This window comes from Sphingobacteriales bacterium (assembly GCA_012517435.1).
Lineage (GTDB): Bacteria > Bacteroidota > Bacteroidia > CAILMK01 > JAAYUY01 > JAAYUY01.
In genome coordinates, this window is sequence record JAAYUY010000106.1 from 1 (window position 1) to 20,684 (window position 20,684).

The window sequence follows — 20,684 nt, forward strand, 5'->3', positions numbered from 1 at the left end:
AACGATTGGATATATGCAATATTGCGTATATTTTTACTCTACTTGAATATACACCTCCATAAAAATTATGTTTACTTACATTTGATGGCAAAATTAATAATATTTTTCAAACTGACAAATGATTTAAAGAAAAAATTTTTTTCTTTATACCTTATGTGGTTATATGTGTGTAAATTTCAGTAGTTTTTGAACCGGAATGCCCTAAAAAACTTTGTATATACCTTAAATCAGTCCCATTTTCCAGCGAGTGAGTGGCAAAGCTATGTCTTAATGTGTGCATACTCACCTCCTTTTTTATTTCTGCTTTTTTATCACTGCTGTTCAAAATAATTTACAAAAAAAAATGCTAGTATAAACGCAAAACGAAAGGGAAAAATTGAATTTTAAAAATCAAGCCTCCGGTGTTTTAACCGCATATTTCCCGACAAGTTTTATGAAATTTTCTCTTGGAAGTAAACTTATGATTTGACTTAAGAGCGTTATTTTTACAATGGGTTTGTTTGTTTGTTTGTTGCCAACCCATTCAATTTTTTTTTATTTTGGACAGCTGTGATTACGAATAGATTTTTGATCAGATCAAAAGTCATTTCTTTTTTACCGTTTTCAGCGATAAAACAACTGTTGTACCGGCCAAAGCACAAATAGCGACAATGATTTTGATGGGATCAGACTGTATAAAAAAGATGATGGATATTGAGGTCATGGCTATCATCAGTATGATGGAGATGAGTTTATTCCGGAGGCTGATACCTTTTTTTTCGGCAAAATCTTTTAATAATGAGCCGAATATACGATGATTGTTCAGCCAGTGATATAGTTTGGGCGAACTTTTGATAAATGCAGCAGAAGCTAACAACAGAAAGGGTGTGGCTGGAAGTCCCGGTACAATAATTCCCAGGACGGCAAGCCCTACAAACAAAATTCCTGCTGTGATAAAAAGAAACTTCATTTTAAAAGTCGGGAGATGTTGCAAAAAAAATGCAGTTAATAAAGAAAGAAAGACAATAACATGGTGATATTTTGCAGTAACTTTATGGCATTTAAAAAGTTTTCGTTGAAAAGATCAGCAAATAAAGGAGTACACTTTTGAATTGACCGTAAGTTTCGTCAATCCACCTGATAAATGTTGGATTTTCAGCAAAATTCAAATAAAACTTTTATGGTTGGGTTCAGATGGCAGGGGATAGCCTCAAACAACCTGCTCACAAATCTATTATCATCAATATATTTAACTCGATATAGGATTTTCAGGATTCCCGGCAATTTTTCAAGTAAATGTTTTTTCTTCGATAACCCCATTTCAAGCCCAAAATGCACCAATTATCTAACAAAATTGATGAAATCGTTTTTGGTAATCATCGAAAAGGTAGCTTCAGGATAGGTTTCAGTCCATGTTTTCGGAGGGTTAACTTTCTCTTTGTTAAATTTAATTTCAAAGCCTGTGATTTTTCCATCTGATTCTTCAACCAGATCGAGTTCTGCACCTGTAAATGTACGCCAAAAATATAAAGATGCAAAACTCCGATTATATTCATTTCTTTTAATACGTTCGGCAATAGCAAAGTTTTCCCACAACTGCCCCACATCATTTCTCAGGTTTAAAGGGTTTAGGTTATTGATAACGATATTGCGTATGCCATTATCATAAAAGAAATATTTGTTCTGTTTGCTGATTTCTTTTCTGAGATTTCTGCTGAATCCAGTTAATTTAAAAATAATAAAAGCTTTTTCTAATATTTCGAGGTATTTCTCAACTTTTTCTCGACTGATAAACAGGTTTTTACTAAGTTCATTTACTGAAACTTCCGAACCAATTTGAAAAGCAAGTAATTTTAACAGGTTAAACAGCGTACTGATATTAACCTGATTATTTTGAACGAGTATATCTTTAAAAAGATAGGAATTCGCAATCTCCTGTAAAATTTCCTTTTTATCCTGCATATTTTTTTGAGTAAATACCTCAGGATAGGAGCCATAAACCATTAATTCATCAATTTTTTGAGTAGCATCAAAAGCAGAACTTTGATGCATAATTTCACTGAAAGAAAAGGGAAATAGTTTGAAAATAATTTTTCTGCCGGTTAAAGGTTCTGTTACTTTTTTTGATAAATCAAATGAAGAAGAGCCTGTAACCAATACTTTCAATTGGCTAAGTTCGTCATAAATAATTTTTAAATTGATACCAATATCAGGAATTTGCTGTGCTTCATCAATGACAAGAAGCTCGTACCCATCGGTAAGCAGTTTAATTTTGTTTACATCCCGCGATGATAAAACATCTCTATAAATAATCTGGTCGGCATTTACCCATCTTGTTTTCAGGTTTAGACTTTCTGCGATTGCTTTTGCTAATGTTGTTTTACCAACCTGCCTTGCACCATACAAAATAACAATTTTATCTTTTGAAATTAATGCATCTTTGATTGAACCGGTTATATTCCTAAATAACATGATTGAAATTTTAAACAAATTTAACGCAAATATTGTTAATATATCAGCAAAATTCACGCTAAAATTGCTGAACTTTCAGCAGAATTCACGCTAATTTTGTTGAAGAGTTGGCGGAATTCACGTTAAAATTGTCATGGCTTGAATCTAATAAGGGTAAAAAAATATTTAGCATTTTGTTAAAAATAATTTGTGTTTTTGTAACGCAATTAAAACAAAAATTCACAATTAAAAATAATACAATTTGGATACATCATGGTTTAACCCCCTATTATTAGGACTAAATTATTAATGCTTTTTTCAAAGAAAAAGTAGATGCGCTTTAAGTTAACGTGCATTTGTAGTGCGTGCTATTTATATCCCAAAATAAAACCCTTTTCATCCAACAGCATGAAAAGGTTTTTTTTAATTTTATTGTTTCTTTACGTAGAATATTTGTCCTATTCTGTTGATATGATCGATAAACTCAGGATTAGAAATCTGCTGATAGATTGACAAATCAAAGGTATATGGCAACATCAATTCATCCAATGCCAGCTCAATTCTATTCAGCAATTTTAAATTTATGGAATCACCAATCAGGCTTAAGTCAATATCAGAGCCATTTTTAAAAGTTCCTTTAGCACGTGAACCATAAATAATGACTTTTTCAACTTCAGGAAATAACTCAAAAACAGCGTTTATAGATGCAATAGTATGTTCAGATAAGCCAAATCTCATGACAATTTATCAAACTTTTCAATCAAATTTTTAAACAGAGGATAAGATATATTGTAAATATTAGCAACAATTTCTCTGGTAGTATCTTCATTATAAGTATGGCTTGTTTTATTTCTGTCCTTAAACATTTCCATCCATCCTTCTCCATCTGCAATCAATCCATATTTAAATGCTTCGGCAATGGCACTTCTTGAGCCGGTAACATTTTGGTTCCCTTCTGCTTCAAGATAGTCTTTCAGCAGGTTCCAGCCAAGTTCATAAGTATATTCAAAACATTGAATAAGTCCTTGTTCCTCAAATTTATTTAATTTCCCTTTGTCGATGAACTCTGTCAACTGCACAAATACTTTTTTAAAATTACTAAACCTTTGCTTCCACCTAATATCTGCTTCCATTTGTTAGTTTTTTGAAATTAAATAATCATTTTGTTTACGCAAATTTAGACTAAAAAGTCAAATAAAAAACCCTTTCCATCCATCAGCATGAAAAGGGTTTTTTAATTCGAAATCTAAAATACGAAATCGTCTATCCGCAATCTGCAATCCGCAATCCGAAATGAAGGAATTAGTTTCCGTACATCTCTATAATCTCGTTCTTGGTTTTGCCAAGGATGTTGTATTTCTTACCCACTTTGATAAATGCATTCAATGCTTTTTCGAGGTGGTGCATTTCATGAGCTGCAGAAATCTGCGTACGGATACGGGCTTGTCCCTGAGGCACAACGGGGAAGAAGAAACCGACAGCATAAATACCTTCTTCAAACAGGTCTTTTGAAAAATCCTGCGAAAGCTTTGCATTGAAAAGCATGACGGGAACGATTGGCGATTCTCCTTCCTTGATGATAAACCCGGCATCAAGCAGGCCTTTACGCCAGAATTCTGTATTCTTTTCGAGTTTATCTCTTCTTTCGGTACTTTTCGATAGGGTATCAAGCACTTTAAGCACACCGGACACCACAACAGGGGCAATGGTATTTGAGAAAAGATATGGGCGTGCTTTCTGACGGCACATTTCAACGATTTCTTTTCTGCCGGAAACACATCCACCTGAAGCTCCTCCAAGCGCTTTACCAAAGGTGGTGGTGATGATGTCGATTTTCCCCATTACTCCGCAATGTTCATGGGTACCTCTTCCTGTTTTTCCGATAAAACCGGTGGAATGAGAATCATCGACAAACAGCATGGCATCGTATTTTTCACACAGCTCAGCCATTACATCGAGTTTGGCAAGGTCACCATCCATACTGAAAACACCATCAGTAATGACTACACGGATACGCTTATCCATGTATTGCTGGAGTTTACTTTCAAGGTGTTCCATGTCGGAGTGTTTGAAAGTGTCGTGCATGGCGGGTGCCAGTCTGATCCCGTCAATGATGGAAGCATGAACAAGACGGTCACTGATCATCACATCGTCTTTGGTCAGAATAGCTTCGAAAACACCGGCATTGGCATCCATACAACTTGGGAACAGGATGGTATCTTCTGTTCCTAAAAATTCTGTCAGTCGGGCTTCCAGTTCTTTGTGAATATCCTGAGTGCCACAGATAAATCGTACGGAAGACATGCCATAGCCTCGGGTATCAAGTCCTTCATGAGCTGCCTGAACCACTTCCGGATGACTCGAAAGCCCCAGGTAGTTGTTGGCACACATATTAATCACCTTTTTCAGGGGATTTCCTGCAGGAAATTCGACTTCAATATCGGCACTCTGAACGGAATGAATAAAACGTTCCTGTTTAAAAAGCCCGGCTTCTTTTATGCCAGTCAAGGTATCCTGATACACTTTTCTGGCCCGGTCACTATAAGCCATAGTTTTTTATTTTAAGGGTTATTTATTCAGAAATTTTTCTACCAGTGCTACAATACTGTTGACATTATCAAATGCTTCAGGGGTAGCTTCATCGTCCGGAATCTGGATTTTATATTTTACTTCCAGAAATCTTTTCAGTGAAACCATTGAAAATGAATCAACTATACCACCTGAAATCAGGGGAGTATCATAGGTGATTTCTTCGCTGTCATCTTCCAGATATTCATCAATGACATACTTTAATACTACGTCTTTAATATTCTCCATTTTTATACAATTTAAAGGTTTATAAACAAATTTTAATCATTTTCAAGGGTAGAGGTATCTCCGATATCTTCACCCCATTCCTGAGCACGGAGCAATCTTCTCATAATCTTACCTGAACGTGTTTTTGGCAGTTTATCCATGTATTCAATTTCCTGTGGCATGGCAAGGGGTGATAGTTTTTTCCGGATAAAATTCATGATGTCGAGTTCAAGCTCTTCCGAAGGCTGATAACCTTCTTTTAAGGTTACAAAAGCCTTGACGACTTCCATGTTGACTTCATCGGGTTTTGCAACCACAGCCGATTCAGCCACAGAGGGATGTTCGAGCAGGGCGCTTTCAACCTCAAAAGGACTGACCAGATGTCCACCGGTATTGATGACATCATCATCGCGGCCAATAAACCAGAAATAACCGTCACTGTCGAGTGTGGCACGGTCGCCAGGTATATACCAGCCGTTCTGGAATTTCTTTTTGTATGTCTCTTCATTTTTCCAGTACATACGCATCATTGCCGGCCAGCCCGGACGAAAGGCAATCAGACCCGGTTTATTGATGTCCTTTATTTCTTCATAAGTCTCAGTATCAACTATTCCGCCTGTGATGCCGGGGAAGGGCCTTCCCATGGAACCCGGTTTTACTTTCATGCCCGGATAATTGGCAATCATGATAGAACCGGTTTCTGTCTGCCAGTAAGTGTCGTAAAATGGCTTGCCAAAAACTCTTTCCGACCAAACGACTGCTTCGGCATTGAGCGGTTCTCCGACACTTGCCAGATGGCGAAGGCTGCTGAGGTCAAATTGTTTGACGATTTCATCTCCGGCCTTCATCAGTGAACGGATAGCCGTAGGTGCTGAATACCACATGGTTATACGGTATTTTTCGATAAACTTGTACCAGTTTTCAGCTGAGAAACCTGCATCAAGTACACATTGGGTAACACCCATGCTGAATGGCCCGATGATCCCGTAACTGGTTCCGGTAACCCATCCCGGGTCTGCTGTACACCAGTAAATATCATCCTCCTGCAGGTCGAGAACCCATTTGGTGGTCAGGTATTGCGAAATCAGTGAATAATGAACATGTTTAACGCCTTTTGGCAATCCGGTTGTTCCCGAAGTATAGTGCAGAAGAGATGGGGATTCGGCTGTGGTCGGATGTATTTCAAAGCTATCAATCCATTCCATATTGTCGAGATTCATGGCAACTTCTTTTTCGCCAAGTGCTTTCTTTCCATCGTGGTCAACAATGATGATGTATTCAAGGTTGGGGAGTCTCTCAAGAATTTTCTTTACTTTGGGGGCATGTTTTTTCTGGGTAATGATGGCTCTGGTTTCTGCATTTTCAAGCCTGACAAAAAGTGATTCATCTCCAAAAGCAGAAAAAAGTGGTTGTGCAATGGCTCCGATTTTTAAAATGCCAAGCAATCCGATATATAATTCAGGAATTTTATCCATAAACAGGCATACACGGTCTTCGGGCTGAATGCCAAGTCCTCTCAGAAAATGGCCAATAGTATTACTGACTTTACGAAGGTCATCATAGGTATATTCTTTGGTTTGACCTGCATGTCCTTCCCATTTCAGCGCTGTTTTTCCTGCCTTTCCAAGCTGGCAGATACGGTCGGAACAATACCATCCGATATTGATGACATCACCTTTTTTATAACCTAATTCTTTTTCGGCTATAGACCAGTCGAAGTTTTTTATTCTTTCTTCGTAAGAACCAATGTTTGACATATTCTTTCTCCTTTAAATGTTTATATAGCGTTTAGTTTTTTACCTACCTTAATAAATTTATCAACTGCAAATTCAATGTCTTCTGTTGAATGTGCTGCACTGATCTGAACACGGATACGGGATTTTCCTCTTGGCACTACCGGGAAGTAGAAGCCAATGACATAAACTCCCTCTCTGAGCAATTCCTCGGCAAAAATCTGTGAAACCTTTGCATCGTTTTCAAGATGCCCAAGCATGATAGGAGTAATCGGATGTATGCTCTCGCCAATCTGAAAGCCCGCTTCTTTCATGAGTTTTTTGAATAATCTGGTGTTTTGAAATAGCTTTTCTCTCAGATAATCTGATTCCTGAAGGATGTTGATGACCTCAATGGTCGCACCGGCTATGGCAGGAGATAGAGAATTTGAAAACAGATAAGGTCTGCTTTTCTGCCTTAATATCTCGATGATTTCTTTTCTTCCGGAAATACAACCTCCCGATGCTCCTCCGAGTGCTTTTCCGAAAGTGGTGGAAATTATATCAACTCTGTCCATGCAGTTACAATGTTCATGGCTGCCTCTTCCTGTCGGACCGATAAAACCTGTGGCATGAGAGTCGTCCACCATGACAAGTGCATCATATTTTTCTGCCAGATCACATATTTTATCTACCTGGGCAATGATACCATCCATTGAAAAAACACCATCGGTAACGATTATCTTATATTTTGCCTCGCGTGCATGAATAAGTTGTTCTTCGAGGTCTTCCATGTCGTTGTTGCGGTAACGGTAGCGTTTTGCCTTCGATAATCTTACTCCGTCAATAATGGAAGCATGATTAAGTTCATCGCTGATGATGGCGCAGTTTTCATCGAGTAAGGGCTCAAATACACCTCCATTCGCATCGAAAGCAGAACTATATAAAATGGTATCATCCATTCCCAGAAATTCCGACATTTTATTTTCCAGGTCGCGATGTACCTTTTGAGTTCCACAGATAAAGCGTACCGATGCCATTCCGAATCCCCACCTGAAAAAAGCAAGATTGGCAGCTGCCATGACACGGGGTTCATTGCACAGTCCCAGATAATTATTTGCACAGAAATTCAGGACTTTTAACCCTTTTTCTGTTTTTATTTCTACTCCTTGCGGTGTGGCCAGTATTCGTTCGGTTTTGTACAGCCCTTCCTTTTTCAGCATCTCTAACTGCTGGCTAAGTTCTTCTTTAATTTTACCGTACATCTTGTTGAATAACTTTGGAAAGTTGTTTTTGATTGATATTTTTATGGGGGTCAAAATTAAACATTGAGTTGAATTATGCAAAAAAATATCAGCGGTTTGTCGCGGCTTCTTCAAGTTAACATCTGTTTCTTTCGGTACACACTTTTTGAATAGTTTTAAACATGGTTTTATCTTCAGTTTAAATTTGTTCCGGTATGAACATCTTATATTTTCTCACCTGATTTTTATTACCGTAACAGAAACCGGACTTTCTGAAGGGAAAATCAGACTTTAATTATGTGATTGATAATCTTAGAGTTGTATAGAATTTGAAAAATATTTCAAAAGTTTTATCACAAAATAAAAACTTCATACCTTTGCACCCTCAATTAATTTTGATTCTGTAGCTCAGCAGGTAGAGCATCTGCCTTTTAAGCAGGGGGTCCTGGGTTCGAATCCCAGCAGGATCACATCAAGTCGTGAAATACATAAACTAACCGCCTGAAATTCCTTCATGCGGTTTTTTTATTTTTAAACAGTCCAACTTTTTTTTCTTATTTAAAAAATTAAATTTGTGGTTTGAAAAAAATTTTGCTAAACATAAAATTATCACGTTATGAGGAAAAAAATTACAACAATTTTCTTAGGATTGCTTCTGCCTCTATTGTCTGTGGCAAGTGAAGCAGATCTCCCAATTCCTGACCTGAAACAAAGCTTTTTTCAAAATTTTGGATTAAATGGCTGGAATTTGTTGCTGATCAGTTCAGTTATCATTCTGATCGGTATTTTGTTTGGAGTTCTTCAGTACCTGAAAATCAAAAAGATTCCGGTTCATAAATCCATGCTGAATATTTCAGGGATTATTTATGAGACCTGTAAAACTTACCTCTTGCAGCAGGGAAGATTCCTGATTATCTTATTCCTGATTATTGCTGTCGCCATTGTTTATTATTTTCTTGGCCTTGTAGAGGGAATTACAATTCCAAAGGTGTTACTGATATTGTTCTGGACGGTAATCGGTATTCTTGGTTCCTATTCAGTGGCATGGTTTGGTATCAGAATCAACACTTTAGCCAATAGCCGGACATCATTTGCCGCCCTGAAAAATAAGCCGTTTTATGTAATGTCGATTCCTCTTCAGTCGGGCATGAGTGTAGGTCTGTTGCTGGTGTGTGTCGAATTGGTAATGATGCTTACCATTTTGTTGTTTGTTCCCGGAGATAGTGCCGGGGCTTGTTTTGTGGGCTTTGCTATCGGAGAATCCTTAGGAGCAAGTGCGCTGAGAATAGCAGGAGGTATTTTTACAAAAATTGCTGACATTGGTGCCGACCTGATGAAGATTGTTTTCAATTTGCCTGAAGATGATCCCCGTAACCCCGGTGTCATTGCCGATTGTACAGGTGATAATGCAGGGGACAGTGTCGGCCCTACTGCTGACGGCTTTGAAACTTACGGTGTAACGGGTGTTGCCCTCATTGCCTTTATTGTGCTTTCTATAGCAAATATTCCTTTTCAGGCTACCCTGATTGTCTGGATATTTGCCATGCGTATTCTGATGATTTTCACTTCTTTATTTTCCTATTACCTTAATAATCTGATTTCAAAATCACGTTATGAAAAAGCATCTTCCTTTAATTTTGAAACGCCTTTAACCAATCTGGTGTGGATTACTTCCATTACTTCAATAATCGTTACGTTTGTTATTAGTTATTTGTTGATTGGAAAAATTGAAATTGAAGGCAATGTGGTAACAGATTTATGGTGGAAGCTGGCAGGGATTATCAGTTTCGGAACACTTGCAGCCGCCATTATTCCTGAATTTACGAAAGCTTTTACTTCTGCAAAGTCGAGACACGTTAATGAAATTGTTACCGCTTCACGTGAAGGCGGAGCTTCCCTGACAATTTTATCAGGTATGGTGGCCGGAAATTTCAGTGCATTCTGGAAAGGAATTACCATAGTCGGCCTGATGCTGGGTGCGTATTATATCAGCACGCTGGGTCTCGACCAGTTCATCAGTTATCCCTCTATTTTTGCTTTTGGCCTGGTAGCATTTGGATTTCTGGGGATGGGGCCTGTAACCATTGCCGTTGACAGCTATGGTCCGGTAACCGATAATGCCCAGAGTGTTTTTGAACTTTCGCGTATCGAACAACTACCGGGAATTAAGGAAGAAATTAAAAGAGATTTTGGCTTTGAACCTGATTTTGAGAAAGGTAAACATCATCTGGAAGCAAATGACTCAGCAGGAAATACCTTTAAAGCCACAGCAAAACCTGTATTGATTGGAACTGCTGTTATCGGAGCTACCACAATGATTTTTTCCATAATCCTCCTCTTGTCTAAAACCATTATTAACGGTCAGCCTTTGCTCGACATCAACCTGACATCTCCGGGTGTCATTCTTGGTTTTATATCCGGTGGGGCTGTTATTTACTGGTTTACAGGAAGTTCCATGCAGGCCGTAACAACAGGAGCTTATCGTGCAGTCGAATATATCAAAAAACATATCAATCTCAACATTCAGGAAGCCGATGTGAAAGCCTCAAAGGATGTGGTGAGAATATGTACCCGTTATGCCCAGTCGGGGATGTGGAATATTTTCGGGGTCATTTTTTCATTGACCCTTGCTTTTTCATTCTTTAACCCCAATTTCTTTGTCAGTTACCTGATTTCAATTGCTGTTTTCGGATTGTTTCAGGCCATGTATATGGCCAATACAGGTGGTGCGTGGGACAATGCCAAAAAAGTGGTAGAAGTGGATCTGAAGGAAAAAGGAACTCCGCTTCATGCCGCAACTGTAATTGGCGACACTGTCGGTGATCCATATAAGGACACAGCTTCTGTGGCACTGAACCCTATTATTAAATTCTCCACCCTGTTTGGTCTGCTTGCTGCTGAAATTTCTATTCACAACCTTCAGAAAACGGCTGAAACCGGTGGAACCAATTATTTCCCCTATATCGGTATTGTATTTTTCCTTACCGGTTTGTTCTTTGTTTACCGTTCCTTTTATGGAATGAGGATAAAAAAATAGCCACATTATTCTTGCACAAGGGAGCCTCCTGTATGACAGGGGGCTTCTTTTTTTCAGTCTTCATCTACTTTAAGTACAGCCATGAATGCTGATTGGGGAACTTCAACAGAACCAATCTGTTTCATTCGTTTTTTGCCTTTCTTTTGTTTTTCAAGCAATTTTCTCTTTCGGGTTATATCGCCTCCATAACATTTGGCTGTAACGTCTTTTCTGACAGGTTTTATCGTTTCCCTTGCTATTATCTTGGACCCTATGGCTGCCTGAATAGCAACCTCAAATTGCTGACGGGGTATTAATTTTCTTAGTTTCTCACAGATTTTTCTTCCGTAATCATAGGCTTTATCCCTGTGAATTATAGCCGAAAGGGCATCTACCGGTTCTCCGTTGAGCATAATATCAAGCTTGATCAGTGATGATTCTTTCCAGCCTGCATTGTGGTAATCGAGTGATGCATATCCTCTCGAAATTGTTTTTAATTTGTCGTAAAAATCGAAGATAATTTCGGAAAGTGGCATCAGAAAACTTAACTCGACACGGGTAGGGGTAATATAAAACTGATTCTGAAGTACGCCTCTTTTACCAAGGCAGAGTTTGATAATCGGCCCAACGTATTCTGATTTGGTAATTATTTCGGCATTAATATAGGGTTCTTCAATGCTTTTAATACGTGAAAAATCAGGGAGTTCCGAAGGATTGTTAATGAATATTTCGTTGCCGCTGGTGAGATTGACTTTTACCGAGACGTTCGGAACAGTTGTAATTACTGTCATGTCAAATTCCCGTTCGAGCCTTTCCTGAATGATTTCCATGTGAAGCATGCCAAGAAAACCGCAGCGGAAACCATAGCCAAGTGCTGCTGAAGTCTCAGGTTCATAAACGAGTGAAGCATCATTCAGCTTGAGTTTCTCCATGCAGTCCCTCAGCTCTTCAAATTCTTCATTGACAACAGGATAAATGCCGGCAAATACCATGGGTTTAACGTCTTCAAAGCCCTGAATGGCTTCGCGGCAGGGGTTCAAATAGTGGGTGATGGTATCTCCGACTTTTACTTCACTGGCGGCTTTAATCCCCGAAATCAGGTAGCCGACATCTCCGGCAGTTATTACCTCACGTGGTACCTGATTAAGTTTGAGTATGCCTATTTCATCAGCTATATAGTCGTGCCTGGTGTTGACAAACATTACTCTTTCCCCTTTGCGGATGGTGCCGTTAAAAATTCTGAAATAAACAATGACTCCACGGTAAGAGTTATAGACAGAATCGAAAATCAATGCCTGAAGGGGAGCCTCCGGATCGCCTTTTGGTGAAGGTATTCGCTCTATGATAGCTTTTAATATTTCATCGACTCCTTCACCGGTTTTTGCACTGGCAAGTAAAATTTCTTCTGCCTTGCAGCCCACCATGTCAACAATCTGGTCTTTAACTTCCTCAATCATGGCGCCAGGAAGGTCAATTTTGTTGATGACTGGAATAATTACCAGATCGTGTTCGAGGGCAAGAAAAAGATTGCTGATGGTTTGTGCTTCTATCCCCTGGGTGGCATCAACCACTAGTAATGCCCCTTCGCACGAAGCAATAGCTCTCGAAACTTCGTAGGAAAAATCGACATGTCCGGGGGTATCAATCAGGTTGAGTACATAGTTTTGCCCGTCCAGCGTATATTCCATCTGAATGGCATGCGATTTAATGGTAATGCCTCTTTCACGTTCGAGATCCATGTCGTCAAGAACCTGTTCGACAAGTTCGCGTTCCGAGATGGTACGGGTTATCTGAAGCAGGCGGTCGGCCAGGGTGCTTTTTCCATGGTCAATATGAGCAATAATACAGAAGTTTCGGATGAATTTCATAACGCCTGCAAAGATACAAAGAGAAGGTGGTATGGATGAACAGGAAAGCTACCAGCAATTGTTGATACTGAATAATTCCAATTCGTTGAAAAAGAATTATTTGAATCTTTCCAGCATGATAGTAAGAATATCGATGGCTGATCTGGCTATTTTGGTACCAGGTCCGAAAATACCTGCCACACCGTGGTCGTACAGAAACTGATAATCCTGATGAGGAATCACTCCTCCGACAATAACCAGAATATCTTCCCTGCCAGCCTCTTTTAAAAGCCTGATAACTTCAGGAACCAGCGTTTTGTGGCCGGCAGCAAGGCTCGAAACACCCAGAATGTGTACATCATTTTCAACTGCCTGACGTGCTGCCTCGGCAGGGGTCTGAAATAATGGACCAATATCAACATCAAATCCTATATCGGCAAAGCTTGTGGCAATAACCTTGGCTCCGCGATCGTGGCCGTCCTGACCCATTTTGGCTACCATTATTCTTGGCCGTCTGCCGTCAAGCTCTGCAAACTCATCCGCCAGTTGACGGGCTTTTTCAAAATCCTTATCGTTTTCCATAATTGATGAATATACTCCTGATATAGATTTAATGGGAGGTGAGTATCTGCCGAACACCTTTTCCATGGCATAACTGATTTCTCCCAGCGTGGCTTTTTTACGTGCAGCTATGATAGAAAGCTCCAGCAGGTTTCCTTCTCCGCTTTCGCAGCATTTGGTAATATCGTTCAGACTTTCCTCAACCTCTTTCTGATTCCGCGAATTTTTAAGTTCTTTCAGTCTTTTGATCTGATTTTCCCTGACTGCAGTGTTGTCAACCTCCAGAATCTCAAGGGGCATTTCCTTTTCAAGCTTGTATTTATTTACTCCGACAATGATTTCTTCCCCGGAATCAATTTTAGCCTGTTTACGTGCAGCCGATTCTTCAATTCGTAGTTTGGGAAGCCCTGTTTCAATAGCTTTTGCCATACCACCCAGTTGTTCGACTTCTTCTATCAGCTTCCATGCTTTGTGAGCAATTTCATGCGTAAGAAATTCAACAAAGTAAGATCCTGCCCAGGGATCAACAGCTTTACAGATATTCGTTTCTTCCTGAATGTAAATCTGGGTGTTACGTGCAATACGTGCTGAAAAATCAGTGGGTAGGGCAATGGCTTCGTCCAGTGCATTGGTATGCAGGCTTTGGGTATGGCCTAAGGCAGCTCCCATGGCTTCAATACAGGTTCTGGCGATATTATTGAACGGATCTTGTTCGGTCAGGCTCCAGCCGGAGGTCTGGCAATGGGTACGTAATGCCATTGATTTTGGATTCTTAGGATTGAATTGCCTGACAATTTTGGCCCAGAGCATTCTGGCCGCTCTCATCTTGGCAATTTCCATGAAATGGTTCATCCCAATTCCCCAAAAGAATGAAATTCGTGGAGCAAAAGCGTCAATGTCGAGTCCTGCATGAATGCCGGTTCTGAGGTATTCAAGACCATCAGCAAGCGTATAGGCCAGTTCCTGAACTGCAGTGGCTCCTGCCTCCTGAATATGGTATCCGCTGATACTGATGGAGTTGAATTTTGGCATATTCTGCGAAGTATATTTAAAAATATCGGCAATGATGCGCATGGAGGGTTGAGGTGGATAAATATAGGTATTGCGAACCATAAATTCTTTCAGAATATCGTTCTGAATGGTTCCTGACAATTGATTGGGCTTAACTCCCTGTTCTTCAGCTGCCAGAATGTAAAAGGCCATAACTGGTAAAACGGCACCGTTCATGGTCATCGACACTGACATTTTATCCAGTGGGATCTGGTCGAATAATATCCGCATATCGAGGATAGAATCTATTGCCACACCTGCTTTTCCGACATCTCCAACCACTCTTTCATGGTCGGAATCGTAACCCCGGTGGGTGGCCAGATCGAAGGCTACCGAAAGTCCCATTTGTCCGGCTGCGAGGTTTCGTCTGTAAAAGGCATTGGAGTCTTCAGCTGTCGAAAATCCGGCATACTGGCGGATCGTCCATGGCTGCATGACATACATGGTGGAATAAGGCCCACGCAAGAAGGGCGGAATACCGGCTGCATAGTTCAGATGCTCCATGTTTTCAAGATCTTTCAGACTGAATTTTGGCCTGACACCAATCTGTTCAGCTGTCAGCCATACTGATTCCGGTGTGTCGTGAGATTCCTCTTTTTTAACGGAAATGCTTTTTATCTTTGAAAAATCAGGTCTCATAATTATTGATATTAGCTAATGATTTTGAATAATTTATGATATTCCAGCAGTTTTTCAAACAAATTTGTTTTCAGATGTATAAAATCGTCAACACCTGCCTGCAGCAATTCTTCTGATGCAACAGGATTGCCGGCCACTACTATTCTGACTTCAGGCAAACGTTGTTTGAGTTCAGGAATTATTTCTTTGGCAGCAGGAAGATATTCATCGTCAGCACTACACAAAACCACCACATCTGCTTTGTTTTCGACTGCATGGGAAATGGCTTGTCCGAAATCTGAAAAACGGATGTTTTCAATCACTTTATAACCGGCTACTCCGAAAAAGTTGCGTGAAAAAATCTGACGTGCAGTGGCCATGCCGGGATTTCCGAACGGCAGCATGAAGATAACCGGCTGATTACCACCTTTAACGACAAACATTTCGGTTTTTAAACGCAAGTCTTCGAATTCATAGGCTTTTCGGTAAGGCTGTATCACTTTTACACCAATATCAACGGCTTCGTCCTTTCTGAATAAAACGGGATCAATTTGCGGAAGCATTTTTTCGTTGATTTCGGGGTAGAGATTTACACCAAGAATTTTCTCTTTTCCACTGTTTACATTTTTTTTCCTTTCTTCGACCGTGTTTTCAATCAGGTTTTGGATATAACCGGACTCAACACATTTAAGATAGCCGCCTTTCTCTTCGATTTCAAGGAAAAGTTCCCATGATTTTTTATACAATGCATCTGTCAGAAAACCAATGTAGTAGGAACCGGCAGCCGGATCAACAACTTTGTTGAAATGTGATTCATCTCTCAGAAGGATCTGAATATTTTTAGCAATTCTTTTTGAAAACTCACCTGACTGTCTGAAAGTTGTGTCAAAAGGGAGCAAGGTGAGCAGATTGGCACCGCCAATGATGGCCGACATGGCTTCGGTAGTGGCTCTCAGGATGTTGGTGTGGGCATCATATACGCCCATGTTCCATTCAGAGCTGATGGCATGAATAAAGGCTTTTTTAGAGCAGTCTTTTTTTACAGCATACTGATTGGCAATCTGATACCAGAGCAGACGGGCAGCCCTGAGCTTGGCGATTTCCGTAAAATAAGATGAACCTGTTCCCAGTGTCAGCTGAAAATGATTCAAAAGATTGTCGGGCGAAAGGCCTTTTTCTGTCAGTAAATCAATATATTCAACAAGGATGGAAAAAACTATTGCCAACTCCTGAACGGCATCAGCACCACTGTTGTGGAAGATATTTCCTTTGATATTCAAGGCTTTAAACTCGGGCAAAATGGCATCGACCGTGTCGAACAGTTCGGAAAGTCGTTTGGCAAGTGCATCGTAAGAGTCTGACAAATAACCATTTGTGATTAAAAATGTCAGCGGGTCATGATCGAAGCAACCCCTGAAACCTGATGAATCCTGATTGTTCATTACCAGATATTCATTCAGGAGTCCCCTGAGAAAACGGTTGCAACTGGCAGCAGAAAATGACAGAAAATTTTCTTTCAGGTTAATTCCATTCAGCAACTGGGCAGCTTTTTCAACATTATTAATATGTCTTGCATTGAAGCCAATGGCATTGACGCCTGACTGAATGAAATGCCGTGCTTCTTCATTGGCCTGAATGGGGTCAGCCGTATTGATTTCATGAAAAATAAGCCAGTCATTGGTATTTCGCTGGTACTGTATGATAGCTTCCTGTTCATGAAAATCAATCTTCTCATAAATATCCGACCTGTAGTACGGATAGACTTCAATGCCTTCCTGTGTTTTCCAGACCAGCTTTTTATGAAAATCCTGCCCTTTCAGGTCTTTTAATATCAATTCTTCCCATTCCTCGTTTGAAACAGGTTTAAATTCTTCAAAAAGTTTCATATTTATTTGGTCATCCATTGTTTATCTTTAAGTTTTAATCATTTAAAAAGCTTAAACTGTTATTTGAAAAACAGGCAAAACTATAAACTTATTTGATTCAACAACTGAATCCGGCTTCAAATTTAAATCAAGAAGAGGAAATAATAAAGATCTTTGATTTAAAATCATAATTCTGAGTTGATTGCAGGCTTAAAAAAGAGTTTCCGGTTTTAAAAAAAAATTATCAGGTTGGTAAAACTTTGTTATTTTTGCCTTAAATTAGAATGTTTCTAAATTAAATGACAGAGAGGATAAAAGATACCGGCCAGATGATGATGTTGAAAAAACTTTCTGAAATGAAGAAAGGAGAAGAGGGTGAAATTTTCAATATTCTGGCTAAGGGTGAAATCCGGAAACGTCTGATTGATTTTGGAATTCTGAAAGGATGTCAGTTCAGGGTTATCCGCAAAGCTCCGTTGGGTGACCCCATCGAAATCAGGATTAATAATTTTTTGCTTAGTCTTCGGCTGGAGGAGGCGGAGCTCATACAGGTCAGGCAAAAATTATGAAAGACCTTTCTGTCATTCATGTTGCATTAGCAGGAAACCCGAATAGCGGTAAGACATCTTTGTTTAATGAGCTGGTCGGTACGAACCGTAAAGTGGGGAATTTCGCAGGGGTTACGGTGGAAAGGGTAGAAGGGACGTTAATTCATAAAAACTATCAGATCAGGCTGATTGACCTTCCCGGGACTTACTCACTTTCAGCCTATTCACCGGAAGAGCAGGTAGCCCGTGATTATTTGATTTTCGAGAAGCCCGACATTATTATTCATGTCATCGATTCTACCAACCCTGAGCGTAACCTGTTGTTTACCACACAGTTGCTCGAGCTTGAAAAAAAAGTTATTAGCGCTTTTAATATTTATGATGAAGCTGTTAAATCGGGGATTAAGGTTGATGAAAATAAGCTGCAGATTCTGCTTGGTACCCCGGTCGTTCCTGTATCTTCAAGAACAAAGCTTGGAATAAACCGTCTGGTGGATACCATCATCAGCCTGTATGAAGACAGGCAGCCAATGGTAAGAAAGTTTCATTACCATGAATTTGTTGAAGAAAGATTGCTCAGATTATCAGAAATTCTTTCTCAGGATATTGAATTAAAGCAGGCATACAATACCCGTTGGCTGGCCATTAAACTGCTGGAACATGATGAACAGGTTTATAAGTTGATAAAAGACAGGGCAATCTGGATGAAGGCATTTCCGTTACTTACCGCCATGAGCAGGGAAATTCAATACCATTTTAAAGAAGAGCCGGATGAAGTCATCAATGAAAACAGGTTTTCATTTGTCAAAGGTGCGGTGCAGGAAACCATTGTTTTCAGCAGAAAAAGAAAATATTCTTTCACAGATATACTTGATTTTCTTTTAATTAACCGAATTACCGGCATTCCGTTTTTCATTATTTCGATGTGGGCGGTGTTTCAGCTTGTTTTTCAATTGGGAGAATACCCTACACGATGGCTTGAAATTGCATTTGCCTGGCTGGGAGAGATGGTAACCCTGAACATTTCAAACGACATACTTAAATCCATCATTGCTGATGGAATTATCAGCGGGGTGGGGGGAGTTCTTTCATTTTTACCCAATATACTTTTGTTGTTTTTTGCCCTTGCCATTCTGGAGGGAACAGGATATATGGCACGTGCTGCCTTTGTGGTCGATAAAGTCATGCATTCCTTTGGGCTTCATGGGAAGTCAGCCATTTCGCTCATAACGGGGCTGGGATGTTCCATTCCGGCATTTATGTCAACAAGGACATTGAAAAGTCAGCGCGACAGAATAACTACCTTATTAATAATACCTTTTATGAGTTGCGGGGCTAAGCTGCCGGTTTATATTCTTATTATCGGGGCATTTTTCCCTGTTAAATATGCAGGAACAGCTCTTTTCGGGGTTTATATGACGGGGATTATTCTGGCTTTACTTTCTGCAAAGCTTTTTAAATCAACTATTTTCAGGGGTGAATCAGAGCCATTTGTCATGGAATTGCCACCTTACAGGCTTCCTTCTCCGAAATCATTGTTTTTTCAGATGTGGAACAAAGCCGAGATGTATCTGAAAAAAGCAGCCACAACCATTCTGATTGCATCACTGATCATCTGGCTGGCCAGTAATTTTCCGAAAAACATTCGTCTTCACCAAAGCAATTCTTATCAGATTAAACAAACTTCAGAAAATCCATACCTCCTGCCGGAAGAAAAAGTCAGCATTATTAATGAGCTTGAAGCAAAAGAATCAGCACTGCAACTGAAATATTCTGTCATCGGCAGAATCGGAACTTTTATAGAGCCTGTCATTCAGCCACTTGGCTTTGACTGGCGTATCGGAATCAGTCTGATTACCGGATTTGCAGCAAAAGAACTGGTGGTTTCGTCAATGGCTACCATTTATTCACTGGACAAAAGCAGTTATGAATCAACCAAAACCCTTCAGCAAAAGCTGAAAAATGATTACTCTTTTTCAACTGCCCTGTCTCTATTAATGTTTGTACTTATTTATGTCCCTTGTATCGCTGCCACTACTATTTTTCATCGCGAAGCCGGAAAAACAAAATACACAGTGCTTTATGTAGGATATACCCTGCTGACAGCATGGACCATGTCTTTTCTTATTTATCAGATATTCAATATTTTATAAGATTTTTAGCTTAAGGCTTTGTCTAAAAACTGATTCAGGGGAAATAATATCCTGTAAACTTCCACAATTTTTTCAATCAGATTTTCTGAAAGTAAATCCCTCTCACTCAACTCATGAAAAGGGGCAATGCTTTTGTATTTCAGCCATTCGATGCCCTCAAAGTCCGGGTCGAAATTCTTTGGCGGGCGTTTCAGTTTATCTTCCCAAAATTTAATTTTATACTTCTGATAATCAGGATGTTCAACAATAGATTTGAAATCATCGTAATGATGATAAATTTCACTGCGGATTCTGGCAAGCGCTTCCGGCATGGGCATATAGATACCCGCTGAAACAAAGTATTCGCCCGGCTGAATATGAAAATAATAACCACTATGATGACTTTTAAAACCATCTTTTGAAATAAAAGCTCCAAAATTATTTTTATATGGAGTTTTATCTGCCGAAAACCGCGTATCCCTGTAAATACGGAAAACACAGTTTTTGGGATCTACCTGACTGATACTTCTGTCAAATGCAGAAATGCCTTTAATGATTTTGCCAATGGTTAACAAAAACAACCTGCGGTTTTCCTCATACAGTTGTTTGTTGGCATTAAACCATTCGCGGTTGTTGTTTTTTTCAAGAGCTGATAAAAATTCAAGTATGGATTTCATGATTCATGGTTAACAATAATACTGCAAAGATGCACAAAACGATGCCTATCCAGTTGTACCACCTGAGTTTTTCCCTGAAAAAAAGTAAGGATACAAAAATGCTGAATAAAACGATACCGATATGATTGACGGCAAAAACAGAGGCAGAGACAAGGCCTGATTTGTTTAATGCCTGAATGAAAAAATAA

General features: G+C 39.6%; 16 protein-coding genes, 1 tRNA gene and 1 pseudogene. 4 read left to right on the forward strand and 14 right to left on the reverse strand.

The features are described from left to right. Positions 1 to 151 precede the first annotated feature (151 nt). The 9 genes and pseudogenes from GX437_06260 to GX437_06300 form a co-directional block, all read right to left on the reverse strand. A pseudogene (locus tag GX437_06260) lies at positions 152 to 316 on the reverse strand (tyrosine-type recombinase/integrase). A 267-nt stretch (positions 317 to 583) separates the two neighbouring features. Beyond that, positions 584 to 949 (reverse strand): DUF454 domain-containing protein, encoded by a 366-nt coding sequence (locus GX437_06265; protein ID NLJ07255.1) that lies wholly within the window; start codon positions 947 to 949, stop codon positions 584 to 586. Between the two features lie 371 nt (positions 950 to 1,320). Further along, positions 1,321 to 2,451, reverse strand: coding sequence for an ATP-binding protein (locus tag GX437_06270; GenBank protein ID NLJ07256.1), 1,131 nt, complete (start codon positions 2,449 to 2,451; stop codon positions 1,321 to 1,323). Between the two features lie 408 nt (positions 2,452 to 2,859). Beyond that, positions 2,860 to 3,168 (reverse strand): nucleotidyltransferase domain-containing protein, encoded by a 309-nt coding sequence (locus GX437_06275; protein ID NLJ07257.1) that lies wholly within the window; start codon positions 3,166 to 3,168, stop codon positions 2,860 to 2,862. After that, positions 3,165 to 3,563 carry a nucleotidyltransferase gene (locus GX437_06280; GenBank protein NLJ07258.1) on the reverse strand — a complete coding sequence of 133 codons (399 nt, stop codon included), beginning with the start codon at positions 3,561 to 3,563 and terminating at the stop codon, positions 3,165 to 3,167. The genes GX437_06275 and GX437_06280 overlap by 4 nt, the downstream gene beginning before the upstream one ends. A gap of 169 nt (positions 3,564 to 3,732) precedes the next feature. Next, complete coding sequence (gene kbl, locus GX437_06285) at positions 3,733 to 4,980, reverse strand: glycine C-acetyltransferase (protein NLJ07259.1); 1,248 nt, start codon at positions 4,978 to 4,980, stop codon at positions 3,733 to 3,735. 18 nt (positions 4,981 to 4,998) lie between these two features. Further along, positions 4,999 to 5,247 (reverse strand): acyl carrier protein, encoded by a 249-nt coding sequence (locus GX437_06290; GenBank protein NLJ07260.1) that lies wholly within the window; start codon positions 5,245 to 5,247, stop codon positions 4,999 to 5,001. 32 nt (positions 5,248 to 5,279) lie between these two features. Further along, the gene (gene acsA / locus GX437_06295; GenBank protein NLJ07261.1) at positions 5,280 to 6,983 is read right to left on the reverse strand and encodes an acetate--CoA ligase; all 1,704 of its coding nucleotides are present in this window, start codon (positions 6,981 to 6,983) and stop codon (positions 5,280 to 5,282) included. Between the two features lie 20 nt (positions 6,984 to 7,003). After that, positions 7,004 to 8,203, reverse strand: a complete 1,200-nt coding sequence (locus GX437_06300) for a glycine C-acetyltransferase (protein ID NLJ07262.1) — start codon at positions 8,201 to 8,203, stop codon at positions 7,004 to 7,006. Positions 8,204 to 8,579: 376 nt separating this feature from the next. Here GX437_06300 and GX437_06305 point away from each other — a divergent pair. Together GX437_06305 and GX437_06310 are read left to right on the forward strand one after the other, a co-directional pair. After that, positions 8,580 to 8,652 (forward strand) — tRNA-Lys (locus tag GX437_06305). A 146-nt stretch (positions 8,653 to 8,798) separates the two neighbouring features. After that, positions 8,799 to 11,219 (forward strand): sodium-translocating pyrophosphatase, encoded by a 2,421-nt coding sequence (locus GX437_06310; GenBank protein NLJ07263.1) that lies wholly within the window; start codon positions 8,799 to 8,801, stop codon positions 11,217 to 11,219. A 53-nt stretch (positions 11,220 to 11,272) separates the two neighbouring features. Here GX437_06310 and lepA read toward each other — a convergent pair whose 3' ends face one another. The 3 genes from lepA to GX437_06325 all read right to left on the reverse strand — a co-directional run bounded on the left by lepA (position 11,273) and on the right by GX437_06325 (position 17,178). Further along, a complete protein-coding gene (gene lepA, locus GX437_06315) occupies positions 11,273 to 13,066 on the reverse strand; it encodes an elongation factor 4 (protein ID NLJ07264.1) in 1,794 nt (597 codons plus the stop codon). 96 nt (positions 13,067 to 13,162) lie between these two features. Next, positions 13,163 to 15,295 (reverse strand): methylmalonyl-CoA mutase, encoded by a 2,133-nt coding sequence (scpA, locus tag GX437_06320; GenBank protein ID NLJ07265.1) that lies wholly within the window; start codon positions 15,293 to 15,295, stop codon positions 13,163 to 13,165. A gap of 11 nt (positions 15,296 to 15,306) precedes the next feature. Next, positions 15,307 to 17,178 carry a hypothetical protein gene (locus GX437_06325; GenBank protein ID NLJ07266.1) on the reverse strand — a complete coding sequence of 624 codons (1,872 nt, stop codon included), beginning with the start codon at positions 17,176 to 17,178 and terminating at the stop codon, positions 15,307 to 15,309. A gap of 260 nt (positions 17,179 to 17,438) precedes the next feature. On the opposite strand from GX437_06325, the gene GX437_06330 reads away from it, so the two are divergent. Both GX437_06330 and feoB read left to right on the forward strand, forming a co-directional pair. Continuing rightward, complete coding sequence (locus tag GX437_06330) at positions 17,439 to 17,708, forward strand: ferrous iron transport protein A (GenBank protein ID NLJ07267.1); 270 nt, start codon at positions 17,439 to 17,441, stop codon at positions 17,706 to 17,708. Continuing rightward, on the forward strand, positions 17,705 to 19,840 hold the full coding sequence (feoB, locus tag GX437_06335) for a ferrous iron transport protein B (GenBank protein NLJ07268.1): 2,136 nt from the start codon (positions 17,705 to 17,707) through the stop codon (positions 19,838 to 19,840). Before GX437_06330 ends, feoB begins: the two co-directional genes overlap by 4 nt. Before the next feature lie 5 nt (positions 19,841 to 19,845). Here feoB and GX437_06340 read toward each other — a convergent pair whose 3' ends face one another. Both GX437_06340 and GX437_06345 read right to left on the reverse strand, forming a co-directional pair. Next, positions 19,846 to 20,496, reverse strand: a complete 651-nt coding sequence (locus GX437_06340) for a DUF2461 domain-containing protein (protein ID NLJ07269.1) — start codon at positions 20,494 to 20,496, stop codon at positions 19,846 to 19,848. Beyond that, a partial coding sequence (locus GX437_06345; protein NLJ07270.1) for an EamA family transporter occupies positions 20,480 to 20,684 on the reverse strand: 205 nt, incomplete at its 5' end. The genes GX437_06345 and GX437_06340, both read right to left, overlap by 17 nt.

Excerpts from the sequence above, each read along its gene's own strand:
- GX437_06265 (NLJ07255.1), bottom strand. The coding sequence starts at position 949 with ATGAAGTTTCTTTTTATCACAGCAGGAATTTTGTTTGTAGGGCTTGCC.
- GX437_06270 (NLJ07256.1), bottom strand. The coding sequence starts at position 2,451 with ATGTTATTTAGGAATATAACCGGTTCAATCAAAGATGCATTAATTTCA.
- GX437_06275 (NLJ07257.1), bottom strand. The coding sequence starts at position 3,168 with ATGAGATTTGGCTTATCTGAACATACTATTGCATCTATAAACGCTGTT.
- GX437_06280 (NLJ07258.1), bottom strand. The coding sequence starts at position 3,563 with ATGGAAGCAGATATTAGGTGGAAGCAAAGGTTTAGTAATTTTAAAAAA.
- kbl (NLJ07259.1), bottom strand. The coding sequence starts at position 4,980 with ATGGCTTATAGTGACCGGGCCAGAAAAGTGTATCAGGATACCTTGACT.
- GX437_06290 (NLJ07260.1), bottom strand. The coding sequence starts at position 5,247 with ATGGAGAATATTAAAGACGTAGTATTAAAGTATGTCATTGATGAATAT.
- acsA (NLJ07261.1), bottom strand. The coding sequence starts at position 6,983 with ATGTCAAACATTGGTTCTTACGAAGAAAGAATAAAAAACTTCGACTGG.
- GX437_06300 (NLJ07262.1), bottom strand. The coding sequence starts at position 8,203 with ATGTACGGTAAAATTAAAGAAGAACTTAGCCAGCAGTTAGAGATGCTG.
- GX437_06310 (NLJ07263.1), top strand. The coding sequence starts at position 8,799 with ATGAGGAAAAAAATTACAACAATTTTCTTAGGATTGCTTCTGCCTCTA.
- lepA (NLJ07264.1), bottom strand. The coding sequence starts at position 13,066 with ATGAAATTCATCCGAAACTTCTGTATTATTGCTCATATTGACCATGGA.
- scpA (NLJ07265.1), bottom strand. The coding sequence starts at position 15,295 with ATGAGACCTGATTTTTCAAAGATAAAAAGCATTTCCGTTAAAAAAGAG.
- GX437_06325 (NLJ07266.1), bottom strand. The coding sequence starts at position 17,178 with ATGGATGACCAAATAAATATGAAACTTTTTGAAGAATTTAAACCTGTT.
- GX437_06330 (NLJ07267.1), top strand. The coding sequence starts at position 17,439 with ATGACAGAGAGGATAAAAGATACCGGCCAGATGATGATGTTGAAAAAA.
- feoB (NLJ07268.1), top strand. The coding sequence starts at position 17,705 with ATGAAAGACCTTTCTGTCATTCATGTTGCATTAGCAGGAAACCCGAAT.
- GX437_06340 (NLJ07269.1), bottom strand. The coding sequence starts at position 20,496 with ATGAAATCCATACTTGAATTTTTATCAGCTCTTGAAAAAAACAACAAC.